Origin of the sequence: Streptosporangium sp. NBC_01639, assembly GCF_045209755.1 — a bacterium.
In the GTDB taxonomy this organism is placed as follows: domain Bacteria; phylum Actinomycetota; class Actinomycetes; order Streptosporangiales; family Streptosporangiaceae; genus Streptosporangium.
Genome location: NZ_CP109272.1, coordinates 4,499,695 through 4,515,845 on the forward strand (window position 1 = coordinate 4,499,695; position 16,151 = coordinate 4,515,845).

The 16,151-nt window shown below is 69.5% G+C and carries 13 protein-coding genes, 1 tRNA gene and 1 riboswitch; of the genes, 10 read left to right on the top strand and 4 right to left on the bottom strand.

All coding sequences use genetic code 11. The features are described from left to right. Positions 1–9: 9 nt before the first annotated feature. Positions 10–1,356 (bottom strand): purine-cytosine permease family protein, encoded by a 1,347-nt coding sequence (locus tag OHA77_RS20500; RefSeq protein ID WP_406319711.1) that lies wholly within the window; start codon positions 1,354–1,356, stop codon positions 10–12. Further along, positions 1,347–1,486, bottom strand: a riboswitch (TPP riboswitch). (Overlaps the previous gene by 10 nt.) 94 nt (positions 1,487–1,580) lie before the next feature. Beyond that, positions 1,581–1,904 (bottom strand): rhodanese-like domain-containing protein, encoded by a 324-nt coding sequence (locus tag OHA77_RS20505; RefSeq protein ID WP_326826694.1) that lies wholly within the window; start codon positions 1,902–1,904, stop codon positions 1,581–1,583. Between the two features lie 217 nt (positions 1,905–2,121). Here OHA77_RS20505 and OHA77_RS20510 point away from each other — a divergent pair, with 217 nt between their 5' ends. After that, positions 2,122–2,778 carry a GPP34 family phosphoprotein gene (locus OHA77_RS20510; RefSeq protein WP_406319712.1) on the top strand — a complete coding sequence of 219 codons (657 nt, stop codon included), beginning with the start codon at positions 2,122–2,124 and terminating at the stop codon, positions 2,776–2,778. Positions 2,779–2,825: 47 nt separating this feature from the next. Here the strand turns inward: OHA77_RS20510 and OHA77_RS20515 are convergent, their stop codons facing one another. Next, positions 2,826–3,803: an LCP family protein gene (locus OHA77_RS20515; protein WP_326826692.1), complete on the bottom strand. Its 978-nt coding sequence runs from the start codon at positions 3,801–3,803 to the stop codon at positions 2,826–2,828. 592 nt (positions 3,804–4,395) lie between these two features. On the opposite strand from OHA77_RS20515, the gene OHA77_RS20520 reads away from it, so the two are divergent. Beyond that, positions 4,396–5,838, top strand: coding sequence for a hemolysin family protein (locus OHA77_RS20520; RefSeq protein ID WP_406319713.1), 1,443 nt, complete (start codon positions 4,396–4,398; stop codon positions 5,836–5,838). Continuing rightward, on the top strand, positions 5,835–6,866 hold the full coding sequence (locus tag OHA77_RS20525) for a hemolysin family protein (protein WP_406319715.1): 1,032 nt from the start codon (positions 5,835–5,837) through the stop codon (positions 6,864–6,866). Before OHA77_RS20520 ends, OHA77_RS20525 begins: the two co-directional genes overlap by 4 nt. A gap of 279 nt (positions 6,867–7,145) precedes the next feature. Here OHA77_RS20525 and OHA77_RS20530 read toward each other — a convergent pair. Further along, positions 7,146–7,228 (bottom strand) — tRNA-Leu (locus OHA77_RS20530). 156 nt (positions 7,229–7,384) lie between these two features. Here OHA77_RS20530 and OHA77_RS20535 point away from each other — a divergent pair. From OHA77_RS20535 to pknB, 7 genes are all read left to right on the top strand, one after another. Further along, the gene (locus OHA77_RS20535; RefSeq protein ID WP_326826689.1) at positions 7,385–8,125 is read left to right on the top strand and encodes a DUF3662 and FHA domain-containing protein; all 741 of its coding nucleotides are present in this window, start codon (positions 7,385–7,387) and stop codon (positions 8,123–8,125) included. 17 nt (positions 8,126–8,142) lie between these two features. After that, entirely contained in the window at positions 8,143–8,610 is a 468-nt protein-coding gene (locus OHA77_RS20540) for an FHA domain-containing protein (RefSeq protein WP_326826688.1), read from the top strand. Then, complete coding sequence (locus OHA77_RS20545) at positions 8,607–9,914, top strand: PP2C family protein-serine/threonine phosphatase (protein ID WP_406319716.1); 1,308 nt, start codon at positions 8,607–8,609, stop codon at positions 9,912–9,914. The genes OHA77_RS20540 and OHA77_RS20545 overlap by 4 nt, the downstream gene beginning before the upstream one ends. Before the next feature lie 4 nt (positions 9,915–9,918). After that, a complete protein-coding gene (locus OHA77_RS20550) occupies positions 9,919–11,298 on the top strand; it encodes an FtsW/RodA/SpoVE family cell cycle protein (RefSeq protein ID WP_406319717.1) in 1,380 nt (459 codons plus the stop codon). Then, entirely contained in the window at positions 11,295–12,752 is a 1,458-nt protein-coding gene (locus tag OHA77_RS20555) for a peptidoglycan D,D-transpeptidase FtsI family protein (RefSeq protein WP_406319718.1), read from the top strand. The genes OHA77_RS20550 and OHA77_RS20555 overlap by 4 nt, the downstream gene beginning before the upstream one ends. Beyond that, entirely contained in the window at positions 12,749–14,179 is a 1,431-nt protein-coding gene (locus OHA77_RS20560; RefSeq protein ID WP_406319720.1) for a serine/threonine-protein kinase, read from the top strand. Before OHA77_RS20555 ends, OHA77_RS20560 begins: the two co-directional genes overlap by 4 nt. Before the next feature lie 82 nt (positions 14,180–14,261). Continuing rightward, complete coding sequence (pknB, locus tag OHA77_RS20565; protein ID WP_406319722.1) at positions 14,262–16,109, top strand: Stk1 family PASTA domain-containing Ser/Thr kinase; 1,848 nt, start codon at positions 14,262–14,264, stop codon at positions 16,107–16,109. Positions 16,110–16,151: the final 42 nt, after the last annotated feature.

Consider the following 16,151-nt stretch of genomic DNA (forward strand, 5'->3'; position numbering starts at 1 on the left):
GGGTACGGCTCACCGGCGCCGGCGGAGCGCGCCGAGACCGAGGGTGAGCAGGCCCGCGACGAGGAACGCCCCGATGGCCGCGCTCATCCACGGCTGCCGGGTGAGGCCGATGGCCTGCCGGGCACCGTCCCAGATCTGCGCCCACCACGAAACGGTCGAGGGCGCGGCGAGCAGCCACCAGGTGGCGAACCCGAGCACCCACGGGATCACCATGAGCCGGCGGGAGGGCGCGTTCTCCGAGGTGTCCCAGTCCCTGCCGTGGCCGAGCAGGAAGTAGTCGACCGCCAGTACGCCGAGCATCGGCACGAACACCGCGCCGATGATGCCGAGGAACGCGCTGTAGGAGTTGACGTCGACGACGAGGGCGATGCCCGTGGTCAGCACGCCGATGACCACGGAGAAGATCCGGCGGTCCACCCTCGGCATGAGGTTCTGCAGCGACATCGCCGTGGAGTAGACGTTCGCGAACGACTGGTCGGTCTCGCGCAGCACGAGGACTCCGAAGAACAACGCGCCGAGCGGCGCCGCCACGAACGGGGCGAACACGGCGGTCGGCTGGTCCAGCACCGCGCCGTGACCGGCGAGCGCCACCGCGTAGATGCCGACGGCCAGGCACGCCACCTGCGCGACGGTGTAGCCGCCGACGACGCCGGTGAAGGCCGCGCGGCTGGATCGCGAGTGCCGGGCGTAGTCCGCCGCGACCGGCACCCACGAGACGGAAAGGGCGATCACGAAGTCCACGGCCGGCGCGAAGGCGTCCCACGAACCGCCGGTCTGGGCGGGGGTCTCACGGAGGAAGACCACCGCGAACCAGATCATCGAGATGATCACCCCGGCTGTGACGAAACGCCGGATCAGCCGGATGGCGCCCAGGGGGTAGATCGTCAGCGCCGTCGTGAGGACACCGGCCGCGATAGCCCAGACCGCGTAGGGGACGGATGTCCCGAAAATGGCCTGTGCGCCCATCGCGACGACCCACAGCTCGAACGCGCCCCAGCCGATCATCTGGATGATGTTGAGCACGGTCGGGACGGAGGAGAGCCGCGCGCCGAACAGCCCGCGCAGCAGCACCATCGCGGGCTGACCGGTCTGCGCACCCGGCACCGCGGCGAGGCCGACCATCGCGGTGCCGATGAGGCTGCCGACCAGGGAGGCGGTCAGCGCCGCGGTGAAGGTGAGCGGGTTGTCGTCGAGCAGTGGGTTGATCAGGAAGAGCGCGAAGGAGAACCCGAGCAGGCTGACGCCCAGGTTCGCCCAGAAGGCGCCCTGGTCGAGCGCGCCGAGAATCTTCGGTGGAGCGTGGTCGAGGGTGAGAGGGGCCTCGGCATGCTTGGCGACAATGACGTCGGACGCCATGAAACGCTCCCTACGCCGGCATTACCCGGACAGGTTCATGCGGTCGGCGGCGCGTCGGAGGGGCCGCGTGCCCCTCTGCGTGGTTCCGCCCTCTCAGCCCGGTCTCGCCCAAGCTCCCGCGATAGACAATTCGCCCCGAATTATGTCATTCATTCCTTTCGGCGCAAGGGTGGGGATCCTCGCGAGGCCGGTTCCACACCTGGCCGGTTCCTCGCGAGGACAGGTCAGGCGACGAACGGGTCCTGCCCGCTCTCGCTGACCATGGGACGCCCGGCGAACTCCCAGGCCTGCATGCCCCCGCCGACGTTGATCGCGTCCCAGCCGACGTGGCCGAGCCAGGCGGCGGCGTTCGCGGAACGGCCGCCGACGCGGCAGACCACGTAGACGGGTGCGTCCTTGGGCACCTCCTCGACCCGGGCCTGCAGTTCCCCGAGCGGAATATGGACGGCCGTGGGCGCGTGCCCGGCCTGCCACTCATCGTTCTCTCTCACATCGAGCAGGAACGCGCCGTCCGGCACGTCCCGCACGTCGACCTCAGAAAAGCTCATGAACCCATTCTTTCAATTCCGTCACCAGATGGGGCACGAAGCGGCTCAACCGCCCGCGACCTCGTCAAACATATGTGCGTATATCCGCATATCGTCACCCACGTGTATCCGCATGTCGTCACCCGCGAGGTTCCTCCGCGCCGCCTGGGCGACAGGCGGAAACTTCGGGATGTCCGCCCCCGACACCCCGGCAGTGCCTGCGACGTAGGGTCGGGTGATGACGACCATCGCTGAGGAAGTCCTCCTGCTCGCCTACAGCGAGGACGAGGGAAGACAACTGGTCGGCTCGTCGGAGCTCGACGCCGCACTCGGCGGCGCCCTCCTGGCGGAGCTGGCCGTCAACGGCCGGATCGACCTGGCCGACAAGAAGGTCACCGTCCTGGATCCCACGCCCCTCGGAGACGAGGAACTGGACACGACGCTGGCTCGGATCGCCGCGGAGCCCAAGGAGCGCAAACCCGACTGGTGGGTCTACAAGCTCCACTCGGCCAAACTCCGCAAGCGTCTGCTCACCCGCCTGGCCGAGCAGGGCGTGTTGCGCGAGGAGCAGCGGAAGATCCTCGGGATCTTCCCCAGCACCCGTTACCCGGAGAGTGACCCCCGGGTGGAGGAGGAGATCCGCGAGCGCGTCCGGAGCGTGCTGTCCGGAGCCGTCCCCGACGAGCGGGTGGCGGTCCTCGTCGCCGTCCTGCACGCGGCCAAGGTCGATCGCAAGGCGTTCCCCGACGCGAACAGGGAACGCATCAAAGAGATCACCGAGGGCGACTGGGCGGGCAAGGCGGTCGCCAAGACCATCGCCGCGATCAACTCCGCCGTCATGACCGCGGTGATCGCAGGATCCGTCGCCGCGAGCAGTTCGGCCTCAAGCGGCTGAGCCTCACCGGCAGGGCGTCGCCGACGCCCTGCCGCACCCCCGCGCGACTAGCCCAGGGCGTCCTTGGGGACCGGCTTGTCCTGGGCCAGAGCCCTGAACATGCGCAGGGCCTTGGCGGTGTCCCACTTGACGACGTCCTGGCCGTTGATGTTGGGCAGGGAGCCGACCGGGACGACCGTGGTCACCGGGTTGTCCCCCATGGCCAGGCCGAGGGAGAGCAGGTTGAAGGCACCGGTCTCCTGGCCGACCGCGACGGAGTCGGCGGCGCTCAACGCGAGCGGGACGGATCGGAAGGGATTGATCAGGACCCCGGGGCTGGCCGCCTTCTTGACCACCGCGGAGAAGAACTGGCGCTGGCGCTGGGTCCGCTCGAAGTCGGGGATGGAGCCGGTGGCGCGGGTGCGGACGTAGCCGAGGGCCGTGCCGCCGTCCATCGTCTGCAGGCCCTTCTTCAAGTCGATGCCCGCCTTGGGGTCCTTGATGGCCTGCTTGACGTTGATGTCGACCCCGCCGACGGCGTCCACGATGCCCACGAAACCGCCGAAGCCGATCTCCATGTAGTGGTCGATCCGGAGCCCGGTCACCTGCTCGATGGTCTTGGAGAGCAGCTTGGGGCCACCGTTGGAGTAGGCGTAGGCGGCGTTGAGCTTGTCGCTGCCGTGGCCGTCGATCGGCACGTAGGAGTCACGCGGAAGGCTGACCAGGGTCGGGCGGTCACCGCTGTCGGGGACGTGCAGCAGCATCATCGTGTCGGTCCGGCGACCGACCGCACGGCCGGTGGCGAGCTTCCTGCGCTGGGCCTTGGTGAGGCCCGCCCGGCTGTCGGAGCCGACCAGCAACCAGTTCGTGCCGGGGGTGTCGGCGGGGCGGCCGTCGTAGTCGGTAAGCGCGTCGATCTTGGTGAGCCGCGAACTGACCACGAAGTATCCGCCGACGGCGAGCACCAGGAGCACGACGAGCAGACCGATGAGGATCCGCACGATCAACTTGCCCGGCTGTTTCGGGCGCCAGGTCATGCCGGGCATCCGCATTCCTCCCTTTCCTCCGGAGGAACCGCCGGAGGAGCCAGCCGGAGATCCCGGGTCAGGGCCGTCCTGCCCCGGAAGAGGCCTCGCCGGGCTGGAACCGGATCTGGCCTTGCCGTAGACCCGTGAGGTCGACCTGGGCCGCGTGTCGTCCGGCCGTGCGTCCCGTACGGGCTCCCCGGCCGGACGGCCCCGTCCCTGCACCGGGTGGGCGGGCTGCCCCGCCGCTCGCGGCGGCGCGGGCTGGGGCGACCGCAGCGCACGCGTGCGATCGTCGTCTTCCGGCCTGTTACCCACGTCGTATCCCCGCCATTTCTTGAACCCGCGATGAGAACGTCATTATCGACGCTACGTCGCCCCTCCCGCAGTGCGTCGGCATCCGTCAAGGTTTCCCCATGTAAAAGTACGCGGAACGGCAATCAGGTACCAACCATGCAATCGTCCGCCGACCTGGAAACATCGACCACCCCATGGATCGTTACGGTAGGGGACGACTTCTGCGCGAAAGGATGATCGTGTCCACTCCGGACCCATGGAGTACCAGCCCGTGCGGATGCACGGGAACAGCTGACCAGACCGGGAGAGCCACCCGGTGAACACGGCTCTCGGCCTGCTGGCCGTACTTCTTCTCACTCTCGCCACCGGCTATTTCGTCGCCCAGGAGTTCGCCTTCGTGGCCGCCGACCGAGGCGTGCTGCGCGAACAGGCCGACGCCGGCGACGCGGCGGCCAAGCGCGCACTGGAGGTGACGGGGCGCCTGTCGTTCATGTTGTCGGGCGCGCAGCTCGGCATCACCGTCACCGCGCTGCTGGTCGGTTTCATCTCCGAACCCGCCATCGCCACCGTGATCCGCCCCTGGCTGGAGTCCGCCGGTGTGCCCGTGGCCGCGGTGGGAGGCATCGCGGTGGCGCTGGCCGTCGCGGTCGCCACCGTCGTCCAGATGGTCCTCGGCGAGCTCGCCCCCAAGAACCTGGGCATCGCCCGTCCCGAGCCGGTGGCCAAGTTCCTCGCCGGCTCGACCCTCGTCTACCTCAGAATCGCCGGGCCCGTCATCCGGCTGTTCGACGCCGCCGCCACCGGCCTGTTGCGCCGGGTGGGCGTGGAGCCCGTGGAAGAGGTGGAGCACGGTGCCAGCCCCGAGGAGCTGTCCCGGATCATCTCCGAGTCGGCCACCGCCGGCGACCTCCCCCCGCGGCTGTCGGAGCTGCTGGAACGTGCGCTGGAGTTCGGTGACCGCACCGCCGAGGACGTCATGGTGCCGCGCCCCCGCGTGGTGCTGCTCCGTGCCGAACGCCCCATATCAGACCTGCTCGACGTCGTCCGCGAGCACGGTCACTCCCGTTACCCGGTGCTCAGCCAGGAGGACGGCGAGGACGTGGTCGGCGTCACCGGTGTGCGGGAGTTCCTCACGTCCGGTCTGACCGACGGCCCGCTGGAGTCGATCACCCGGCCCGCGCTGCTGGTCCCGGACTCCCTGCCGCTGCCCGTCGTGCTGGAACGCATGCGGGCCGCCCACGACGACATGGCCTGCGTCATCGACGAATACGGCGGCCTCGCGGGCGTGGTCACCATCGAGGACCTCGCCGAGGAGCTCGTCGGCGAACTGATCGACGAGAACGACCCCGAGCCCGCGGGGGTCGTCGCGGGCGACGACGGCACCTGGGACCTGCCCGGCACGCTCAGACTCGACGAGGTCGAGCGGGCGACCAAACTGGCACTCCCCGAGAGCGACGACTACGACACCATCGCCGGTCTGGTGCTCGCCACCCTCGGCCGGATGGCCGAGCCCGGCGACCGGGTCACGGTCACCCTGACCAGGGAGACCGACCTCTTCGACGACGACAACGTGGACGAACCGGAGGCGGAGCTCACCGTGCTGTCAGTGCACCGCAGGGTCCCCGAGTGGGTACGGCTCGCGCCCGCACCGGCGGGGGACGCCGAGGCCGACGACGGGCCCGCGGCGACCATGCCACGGACGGCCGAGCGCCGGGGCGACACACCCAGGATCGAGCGGAGCGCGGTGAACGGACGATGAGCACCACCGGAGCCCTGCTGCTCGGCGTGGCCCTGCTGATCGGCAACGCCTTCTTCGTCGCCGCCGAGTTCGCGGTCATCTCAGCCCGCAGGCACCGCCTGGAGGAGCTCGCGGGCAAGGGCGGCCGTCTGACCCGGTTCGCCGCCCGCGCGGCCGTACGAGGCGGCAGAGAGCTCTCCCTGATGCTGGCCGGAGCCCAGCTCGGCATCACGCTGTGCTCGCTCGGCCTGGGCATGGTGACCGAACCCGCCATCGAACACCTGCTGGAGCCGGCCTTCGCGGCGATCGGCACGCCCGAGGCGCTCCGGGTCCCCATCTCGCTGGTGATCGCGCTGGCACTGATCACCTTCCTGCACATGGTGGTCGGGGAGATGGCCCCCAAGTCGTGGGCGCTGACCCATCCGGAGATCGCGGCGATGGGCCTGGCCCTGCCGTTCCGCGGCTTCACCTGGGTGGTCCGGCCGGTGCTCGCCTCGCTCAACGGGCTGACCAACGCGATCCTCCGGCTGGTCGGCGTGCGCGCCAGGGACGAACTGGCCACCACCAGAACCCCGGTCCAGCTCGCCATGCTGGTCGGCGAGTCAGGCCGGATGGGCCTGCTCGACCGGGACGAGCACGACCTGCTCACCCGTGCCCTCCGGGTCCACCAGCAGCCGGTCGAGCGCCTGATGCTGCCCATCGCGAAGGCCGCGTGCGTGACCGGGGACGCCACGGAGGACCAGGTGCGCCGGACGGCCGCCGAGAGCGGGCATCTCCGGCTCCTGGTCAACTCGGGCAGGCCGGGTGACGTGCTGGGCGTGCTGCATGTCAGGGACGTCCTGATCCGGCCCGAGGCGAGCCCCGCGGAGCTGGCCCGCCCGGTGCCGCGCCTGGAGCGGAGCACGACGATCCCCGAGGCGGTCTCCGTCCTGCAGGACGCCCACGCGCATGTGGGCCTCGTCACGGACGACGGCGAGGTGGCCGGCATGGTGAGCCTCACCGACCTGCTCGGCGAACTGCTGGACGTCCGGGCCCTCGCCACCCGATAGCCAGGAGAACGGGCGGGCCGGGTGACGGGCCCGCCCAGGGGAGGTCGGAGGCGGACTCTCAGGTCGACGCCGGCATGGCCGATGGCCGTCTCAGCCCTCAGCGTAATCAGATGAAATGCGGCGCAAGCCGTACGAAAGCGATCTGCAAGCCGGTCCGGATAGACATCTCCGTATGCCCGCACGCTGTACAGAGCCCTGGAAAATCAAAGAGCCCCGGCTCTTGCGAACCGAGGCTGTCTTTCGTCACTGTGGATCCACCGATTTCTCCGGTGGCCCGAGTGGGCGAGGAGGGATTTGAACCCTCACGTCCTTTCGGACACACGGACCTGAACCGTGCGCGTCTGCCGTTCCGCCACCCGCCCTTTTGGGTGCGGTGGAAACATTAGCACGGATCAGCCGGTACCCACGAACCCGGATACGATCCTCCTAGACGCGGAGCGGAACAGCTGGGTGGAGAGAGCGAGGAACAAGCCCCCAAGCGGCCGTGACCTAGCTAGACGGAGGAAGGGAGGTACCCGGTGGGAGTCCTTCAGCGCTTCGAGCGGAGGCTCGAGGGTTTGGTTGAGGGAGCCTTTGCGCGGGCGTTCAAATCTGACCTTCAGCCGGTCGAGGTTGCCAGCGCGGTTCAGCGTGAGATGGACGAGCGTGCGGCGATCGTCGCACAAGGGCGCACGCTCGTGCCGAACGACTTCGTGGTCGAGCTGTCCACGACGGACAGTGAGCGACTGGAGGTCTATGCGGACAGCATCAGCCACGAACTGGCCAACCTCGCCAGGGAGTACGCCAAGGAACAGGGCTACTCCTTCGTGGGACCGGTCCGGGTGCGGTTCGAGACGGCCGACGATCTGGCGGTCGGCCTGTTCCGGATCCGCTCCGGAGTGATCCGCGGGGCGACGGTCGAGCAGGACGAGATCCGTCAGCCGGTGAGCGACGTGCCGGCGGCCAAGCCGCATGCCTTCGGCGGCCGTCCCCGGCTGCTCGTCTCGACCCAGGACGACCCGCAGGGACAGCGCTCCTATGATCTGACCACCCCGGTGACCCTGCTCGGCAGGGGCACCGACTGTGATCTCCGGCTGGTCGATCCGGGTGTGTCCCGGCACCACGCCGAGCTGCGCGTGGAGGGTCCCGACGTCGCACTCGTCGACCTCGGCTCCACGAACGGCACCTTCGTCAACGGCCAGCCGGTCCGCCGGGTCGAGCTCCAGAACGGCACTCGCGTGACGCTGGGGCGAACGACTCTGGTTTTCCGGCGCGATTAAAGGTAAACAGACGGTCCATGTCCGAGCTCACGCTGCTGCTGATCCGGCTCGCGTTCCTCGCGGTGCTGTGGTTCTTCGTGATTGCCGCTGTCGGTGTGATCCGGACAGACTTGTTCGGATCCCGCACGACCACCGCCGCCCCCGCGCGCAAGGCCGCAAAGCCGGCCAAGCCCGCGGCCAAACCCAAGAAGGGGGAGCCGCGGCAGATGGTCGTCATCGGTGGTCCCCTGCAAGGCACCACCATCACTCTCTCGGAGACGCCAATCACCATCGGCCGGGCCAATGACGCCACCCTGGTGGTCAGCGACGACTACGCTTCCAGCCGGCATGCCCGGCTCTTCCCTCAGGACGGTCAGTGGATCGTGGAAGATCTCGGCTCGACCAACGGCACATACCTCGACCGCTCCAAAGTCACCCGTCCGACTCCGATACCGCTCGGTGTTCCGATCCGCATCGGTAAGACCGTCATCGAATTGCGCAAATGACCATCGCACTCCGTTACGCCGCCCGCTCTGACGTCGGCCTCCTCCGCGAAGGCAACGAGGACTCGGCGTACGCCAGCGCCCGCCTGCTCGCCGTCGCGGACGGTATGGGCGGCCACGCACACGGTGAGGTGGCCAGTTCGGTCGCCATCGCCGCGATGTCCTCCCTCGACGAGGACCCGCAGGGGGGTGACCTGCTCAGCGCCGTGGAGGCGGCGGTCCGGGACGCCAACCGCAGACTGCACGAGATGGTGGGGCGAGACGCCAGCCTCAAGGGCATGGGCACCACCCTGACCGCCATGCTGTGGTCCGGTACGAGGGTCGCACTGGTCCATGTCGGCGACTCCCGCGCCTACCTGCTGCGCGCCGGGGAGCTCTACCAGATCACGCACGACCACACCCTGGTGCAGTCCCTGGTGGACGACGGCCGGATCACCCTGGAGGAGGCCGCGACCCACCCCCAGCGGTCGATACTGCTGCGCGCGCTCGACGGCAGCGGCGAGGTCGACCCCGACCTGTCGCTGCGCGAGGCCCAGGTCGGCGACCGTTACCTGCTCTGCTCCGACGGGCTGTCCGGGGTGGTGACCGCGGAGACGATGCACCACACGCTCTCCACGATCGAGGACCCCGAGACGGTGGTCCGCACCCTCATCGACCTGGCCAACCGGGGCGGTGGCCCCGACAACATCACCTGCGTGCTCGCCGACGTCCTGGAGGTGGACGAGGGGGTCTCCCTCCCCGCCGAGGCCGCCGTGGTGGGCGCCGCCGGGTCCCTCCGGCCCCGGGCGGAGGGCTCGGACACCCCGGCCGGCCGGGCCGGCGCCATGACCATGCCCCAGCCCGTCATCGCCGACGACGACCCCGACGAGCCGATCGTCAGGGCCGCGCGGCGTCCGGCCAGACGCCGGCGGCGATGGCCGCTGCTGGCCTCGGTGGGAGGCATCGTCCTCGTCGGCGGCGGCCTAGGGTGGTATTTCGGGAACCAGTGGCTCGACGATCAATACTTCGTAGGGGCGAAAGGGGATGAGATAGTGGTTTTCCAAGGCGTGAAGACCAATCTCGGCCCCATCGAGCTCTTCAACGTCGCCCGGAGCACCACCGAGCCGATCACGGCCCTCGGTGCGTTCCAGCAGGGCCAGGTCCGCGACGGCATCCCCGTCCCCAGCGTCGACGCGGGCCTGAAGAAGATCGCCGAGCTCAAGGCGACCGGGGCGAAGCCCCAGCCGGAGACCAAGCCCGACGGGAAGGGAAAGCAGACCTCCAAGCCGAGCGGCACCGCATCCCCGGAACCCACAAGGTCACAGTAGACACATGAGCACCCCAAGCATCGAGCCTGTCCCCATGCCCGCCAAGCGGCGGCTGGCCCAGTTGGCGATGCTCGCCTTCGCGGTCGTGATCGTGATGTTCGCGTACGCCAACGTGGGACTGGCGATCGACAAGCAGATCCCCGCCGGCATGCTCGCCTACGGCCTCGGCCTGGGCGGCCTCATGTTGGCCGCCTACCTGGTGCTCGCCAAGTTCGCGCCCTGGGCCGATCCACTGATCCTGCCCCTGGTGACGCTGATCAACGGCCTCGGGTTGGTGGTGATCTACCGGTTGGAGGAGTCGGGCATGCCCGGCGCGTCGGCCAGCGGGCAACTCCTCTGGACCGCCATCGGGGTCGTGATGTTCTCCGCGACGCTGATCGTGCTGCGCGACCACCGCGCGCTGCAGCGGCTCACCTACACCGCCGGTGCCGTCGGCCTGGCACTGCTGATAGCGCCGCTGCTGCCGTTCATCGGCAAGGAGATCAACGGCGCCCGCATCTGGATCGGCATCGGAGGCTTCACCCTCCAGCCCGCCGAGTTCACCAAACTCGCCCTGGTCGTCTTCTTCGCCGGCTACCTGGTGGCCAAGCGTGACGTGCTGGCCCTGGCCGGCCGTCGGCTGCTCTTCATCGACCTGCCCCGGGCCCGCGACCTCGGGCCGATCCTGATCGTCTGGGGTCTCAGCCTCGGCGTGCTGATCATGCAGAAGGACCTCGGTTCGTCGCTGCTGATCTTCGGCACGTTCATCGCGATGCTCTACATCGCCACCCAGCGCACCTCCTGGGTGCTCATCGGCATCCTGCTCTTCCTCGGCGGCGCGGTCCTGGCCGGGCTGCTCTTCGACCACGTCGCGGCCCGGTTCGAGGTCTTCCTCAATCCGGAGAGCCAGGTGCTCTTCGATCGCGAGCTCGGCGGCAGCTACCAGCTCATGCAGGGCCTGTTCGGCATGAGCCAGGGCGGCGTGCTCGGCACCGGGCTCGGCCAGGGCCACCCCAATGAGATCCCGCTGGCCTTCTCCGACTTCATCTTCGCCGCCACCGGCGAGGAGCTGGGCCTGACCGGACTGATGGCCCTGCTGATGGTCTACGCCCTGCTGGTGGAGCGCGGCCTGCGCACCTCCATCGCGGCTCGCGACCCGTTCTCCAAGCTGCTGGCGGGCGGCCTGTCGTTCATCCTGGCCTGGCAGGTCTTCATCATCGTCGGCGGCGTCACCAACCTGATCCCGCTGACCGGCCTGGTCACCCCGTTCATGTCCCAGGGCGGTTCGGCGCTGCTGGCTAACTGGATCCTTATCGCATTGCTGGTACGCATGTCGGATGCGGCCAGGAAGCCGCCGCCCCAAGCCATCCAGGACGAAGGAATGACGCAGGTGTTCCAGCGATGAACGGCCCCCTCAAGCGCGCCGCCCTGGCCTGTCTGCTCATGTTCGGCCTGCTCATGCTCAACGTGAACTACCTGCAGGCCGTACGGGCGGAGGACCTGCGCGCGGATTCGCGCAACGTCCGTAACTTCTACGACCGCTACGACGTCGAGCGCGGCCGGATCACCGCGGGCAACAAGGTGCTCGCCGAGTCCGTCGACACCGGCAGCAACACCTTCCGGTTCGAGCGGCGTTACCCCGAAGGCAAGCTCTACGCCCCCGTCACCGGCTTCTTCGCGCCGGAGAGCACCCGCGACATGGAGCGGGCCGAGAACAGCCTGCTCAACGGCACCAGTGCCGACCTGCTGATCCGGCGCAGCATCGACCTGTTCACCGCCAAGAAGACCAAGGGCGCCAACGTCGACCTGACGATCAACCCCAAGGCGCAGGAGGCGGCCTACCGGGCGCTGGGCGCCAGCGGCAAGAAGGGCGCGGTGGTCGCGATCGAGCCGAAGACCGGGGCGATCCTCGCCATGGTCTCGATCCCCACCTACGACCCCAACCTGCTGTCCAAGGCCAACAAGGCTGAGGTCAACAAGGCCTCCAAGAAGCTGGAGACCGACAAGGACCAGCCGCTGCTGAACCGGGCGATCGAGCGTACCTACCCGCCGGGCTCGACCTTCAAGGCGGTCACCCTGACCGCCTATCTGGAGAGCGACGACACCCTCGGCCCGCAGAGCCAGGTGGACGCCCCGCAGCTGCTCGACCTGCCCAACACCACGGCCGACCTGCCCAACCACGGCGGCTCGGCGTGCGGTTCGGGCCATGTGACGCTGTCGTTCGCGCTGGAGCAGTCCTGCAACACGCCGTTCGGCAAGATCGGCATGGACCTGGGCTACGACGCCCTCAAGGACCAGGCCGAGAAGTTCGGCATCGGCGGCGACCCGCTGGCGATCCCGATTCCGGTCGCGGCCAGCAACATCGGCCCCGAGGAGGACAAGGCCGCGCTCGCCCAGGCCTCGATCGGCCAGCGCAACAACCAGATGACCCCGCTGCAGATGGCCATGGTCGCCGCGGGCATCGCCAACAACGGCGTGGTCATGAAGCCCTACCTGGTGAACAAGATCGCGGACGCCGAGGGCGGCGAGGTCGACAGCGCCGACCCCGAGGAACTCTCCACCGCGATGAGCGAGGACAGCGCGCACAAGCTGCAGGAGATGATGGTCAACGTCGTCAAGCAGGGCACCGCCAGGGCCGCGCAGATCCCCGGGGTGACCGTGGGCGGCAAGACCGGCACCGCGGAGACCCTTCCGGGCAAGGACCCCCACGCGTGGTTCATCTCCTTCGCCCCCGTCGAGGACCCCAAGGTCGCCGTCGCCCTCATCGTCGAGTCCGGTAGCGCCGGTGGCGAGGCCTCGGGCGGTCTCACCGCCGCGCCCATCGCCAAGAGCGTGATGGAAGCGGTGCTGGGTAGATGACCGCGTTGCTCGGGGGCCGGTACCGCCCGTTGGGGCGGATCGCGACGGGCGGCATGGGCGAGGTCTGGCGGGCCAGGGACGAGCTGCTCGGCCGCGAGGTGGCGGTGAAGCTGCTCCGTCGGCACGTGGCCGCGGATCCGGCCTTCCGCGAGCGGTTCCGCCGGGAGGCGAGGATCGCGGCGAGCCTCGCCGACCCCGGGATCGCCCAGGTCTTCGACTACGGCGAGGCCGACGACGTCGCCTACCTGGTGATGGAGCTGGTCCCCGGGGAGTCCCTGGCGGGCATCCTGGCGCGTGACGGCAGGCTGAGCGCCGAGATCACCCTGGATGTGGTCTACCAGACCGCCAGGGCCCTGCAGGCCGCGCACGGCGCGGGGATCATCCACCGGGACATCAAGCCGGGCAACCTCCTGGTCACCGGGGCCGGCGTGGTGAAGGTCACAGATTTCGGCATCGCCAGGGCGCTGGAGGCCTCGTCGATGACCCAGACCGGCACCGTGCTCGGCACCGCGCAGTACGTCAGCCCCGAGCAGGCCTCGGGCGAGCCGCTGACCTTCGCGACCGACGTCTACTCGCTCGGCGTGGTCGCCTACGAGTGCCTGGCGGGCCGCCCGCCGTTCGTCGCCGACACCCAGGTGGCGATCGCGCTCATGCACTTGGGCGAGTTGCCCCCGCCGCTGCCGGCGAGCGTGCCCCAGGCGGTGCGCGAGCTGGTAATGGCCTGCCTGTCGAAGGCTCCCGACCGGCGTCCGGCCGATGTCGGGGAGCTGGCCGGGCGGGCGTACGCGCTGCGCGAGTCGCTCACCGCCCCGGGCGCCGCCGGTCTCGCCATGCTCACCGACCCGGCGGGCTGGCAGGTGGAGCCCGCGGGCGAGTGGCCCCGGGAGATCGCCCCCGCCCTGGCCATCGGGATGGGACCGGCTCCGGTGACGGGTCCGGGCACGGCCCCGCAACCGCCCCTCCGGCCGGCTCCGGCGGGCACCGCACCCGATGCCCCGGGCCGTCGTGGCCTGCGCCGGAAAACGGTGATCGTCGCGGCGGCGGCGGGGTGTGCCGCCGCCGTCGGGCTGGGCACGCTGGTGGCCTATGAGCTGGCGGATCGCAACGGCGACAGCGGGCCGGTGGAGCCGGTCGTCACGCGAAGCCCGAGCGCCACTCCTTCGAAGGTACGGCCCAGCAGAACCAAGCCGGTGACGAGCAGACCGCCGGTCTCGCCGACGAAGCCACTCCGCCCTTCACCCACGCCGTCGGCTACGGTAAGCACATCGGTCACACCCAGCCCCCGGCCGACCACGTCGCCACCGCCCAGCCCCAGCCCGACTACTTCGACTCCGACGCCCACCATCCCGACGGCGACACCGAGCCTTACACCGACGAACACCATTCCCGGAACCGGCGGAACAGAGCCACCGAACGGGGAGACGTGATGCGGCAACGGGTCGATGATGGACACCGGTGGCCCAAGAGCTCACCGGCACCCAAGATGAACGGTAAGGGACAGTGCAGGAAATGACTCAGCCCCGACGCCTCGGCGATCGCTACGAGCTTGACGGCGTCGTCGGGCGTGGCGGCATGGCCGAGGTCTATCGCGCCCGAGACATCCGGCTGGATCGGATCGTCGCCATCAAGACACTCCGCGCGGATCTGGCAAGGGACCACATCTTCCAGGCCCGGTTCCGCCGGGAGGCGCAGTCCGCCGCGTCGCTGAACCACCCCTCCATCGTCGCGGTCTACGACACCGGTGAGGACGTGGCGGGCAGCGCGCCGGTGCCGTACATCGTGATGGAGTACGTCGACGGCCGCACGCTGCGCGACCTGCTCCGGGCGGACCGGCGGCTGATGCCCGAACGGGCGGCCGAGCTGGTCGACGGGATCCTGCGGGCGCTGGACTACAGCCACCGCGGCGGCATCGTCCACCGGGACATCAAGCCGGCGAACATCATGATCACCAACAACGGTGACGTCAAGGTGATGGACTTCGGCATCGCCCGTGCGATGGCCGACTCGGCCGCGACCATGACCCAGACCGCCCAGGTCATCGGCACCGCGCAGTATCTGTCGCCGGAGCAGGCCAGGGGCGAGCGGGTCGACGCCCGCAGCGACATCTACTCCACCGGCTGCGTGCTGTACGAGCTGCTGACCGGGCAGCCGCCGTTCACCGGCGACTCTCCGGTCGCGATCGCCTACCAGCACGTGCGCGAGGACCCGATCCCGCCGTCGCAGATCGACCCGGAGATCCCCAAGTGGGCCGACGCCATCGTGCTCAAGGCGATGGCCAAGGACCCGGCGCACCGCTACCAGGGCGCCGGGGAGATGCGGGCCGACATCCAGCGGGCGATGTCCGGCATCCCGATGGACGCCCAGACGATGGCGCTGGCCAACAACCACGGCTCGGCCACCCGGACGATGCAGGCGCCCGGCCCCGGCGGGCCCGCCACCCAGCGCAGCAACGCCGTCCCGGCCTACGAGTACGGCACCGAGGAGGGCGGCCGTGGTGAGCGCGGCCGTCGCCGGCAGCAGAACAGCGGCAACACCGCCGTCAAGACCGCCGCGTGGATCCTGGTCCCGCTCCTGGTCATCGGCGCCTTCATCGGCGTGGGCTACATGTTCCTGAGCTCCCCCGGCGACACCACCGCGGCGACCAAGATCAAGGTCCCGTCCCTGGCTTCGCAGACCGTGGACGCGGCGACCAAGACGCTGAAGGACCTCGGGCTCACGGTGAAGACCGTCGAGAAGTTCGACGAGATGCGCAAGGGCAGCGTGATCGAGACCGATCCGGTGGGCGGCACCGAGGTCGAGAAGGGCGCCGAGGTCACCCTCACGGTCTCCAAGGGCCAGGAGAAGGTCGAGGTGCCCTCCGTGGTCGGCATGACCACGGAGGAGGCCAAGGCGGCCCTGGAGGGGGTGGGCCTCAAGGCGAGCGTGCAGCCCATCGCCTCCGGCGGCCCGCAGGGCAAGGTGATCAAAAGCGATCCCGAGGCGGGGGAGAAGATCGCCAAGGAGAGATCGGTCCGGATCTACATCCCGAAGGAGGCCATCGAGGTCCCCAGCGTGGTCGGGATCTCGGTCTCCGACGCGAAGAGCATGCTCAAGGACTCGGGCTTCACCAAGGTCAAGGTGATCGAGGAGTCGAGCGATCAGCCGGAGGGCACCGTGCTCAGCCAGACCCCCGAGGCCGGCGCCAAGATCCAGCCGGGCATCACGATCACGCTGGTCGTCTCCAGCGGGCAGGCTCCGGAGCCGACCGAGCAGCCGCTTCCGACCGACGAACCGACCATCACCGACGAACCGCAGCCGGATCCGGAGGAGACCGAGGACCCGTTCTTCGACGACCCGCCCACCGACCTGGGCGGCTGATTCCCGCTGCACCGAGACGGCCCCCGCCACCCCGGCGGGGGC

Coding starts and splice junctions, on each gene's coding strand:
- OHA77_RS20500 (WP_406319711.1), bottom strand. CDS start 1,356: ATGGCGTCCGACGTCATTGTCGCCAAGCATGCCGAGGCCCCTCTCACC.
- OHA77_RS20505 (WP_326826694.1), bottom strand. CDS start 1,904: ATGAGCTTTTCTGAGGTCGACGTGCGGGACGTGCCGGACGGCGCGTTC.
- OHA77_RS20510 (WP_406319712.1), top strand. CDS start 2,122: ATGACGACCATCGCTGAGGAAGTCCTCCTGCTCGCCTACAGCGAGGAC.
- OHA77_RS20515 (WP_326826692.1), bottom strand. CDS start 3,803: ATGCCCGGCATGACCTGGCGCCCGAAACAGCCGGGCAAGTTGATCGTG.
- OHA77_RS20525 (WP_406319715.1), top strand. CDS start 5,835: ATGAGCACCACCGGAGCCCTGCTGCTCGGCGTGGCCCTGCTGATCGGC.
- OHA77_RS20540 (WP_326826688.1), top strand. CDS start 8,143: ATGTCCGAGCTCACGCTGCTGCTGATCCGGCTCGCGTTCCTCGCGGTG.
- OHA77_RS20545 (WP_406319716.1), top strand. CDS start 8,607: ATGACCATCGCACTCCGTTACGCCGCCCGCTCTGACGTCGGCCTCCTC.
- OHA77_RS20550 (WP_406319717.1), top strand. CDS start 9,919: ATGAGCACCCCAAGCATCGAGCCTGTCCCCATGCCCGCCAAGCGGCGG.
- OHA77_RS20555 (WP_406319718.1), top strand. CDS start 11,295: ATGAACGGCCCCCTCAAGCGCGCCGCCCTGGCCTGTCTGCTCATGTTC.
- OHA77_RS20560 (WP_406319720.1), top strand. CDS start 12,749: ATGACCGCGTTGCTCGGGGGCCGGTACCGCCCGTTGGGGCGGATCGCG.
- pknB (WP_406319722.1), top strand. CDS start 14,262: ATGACTCAGCCCCGACGCCTCGGCGATCGCTACGAGCTTGACGGCGTC.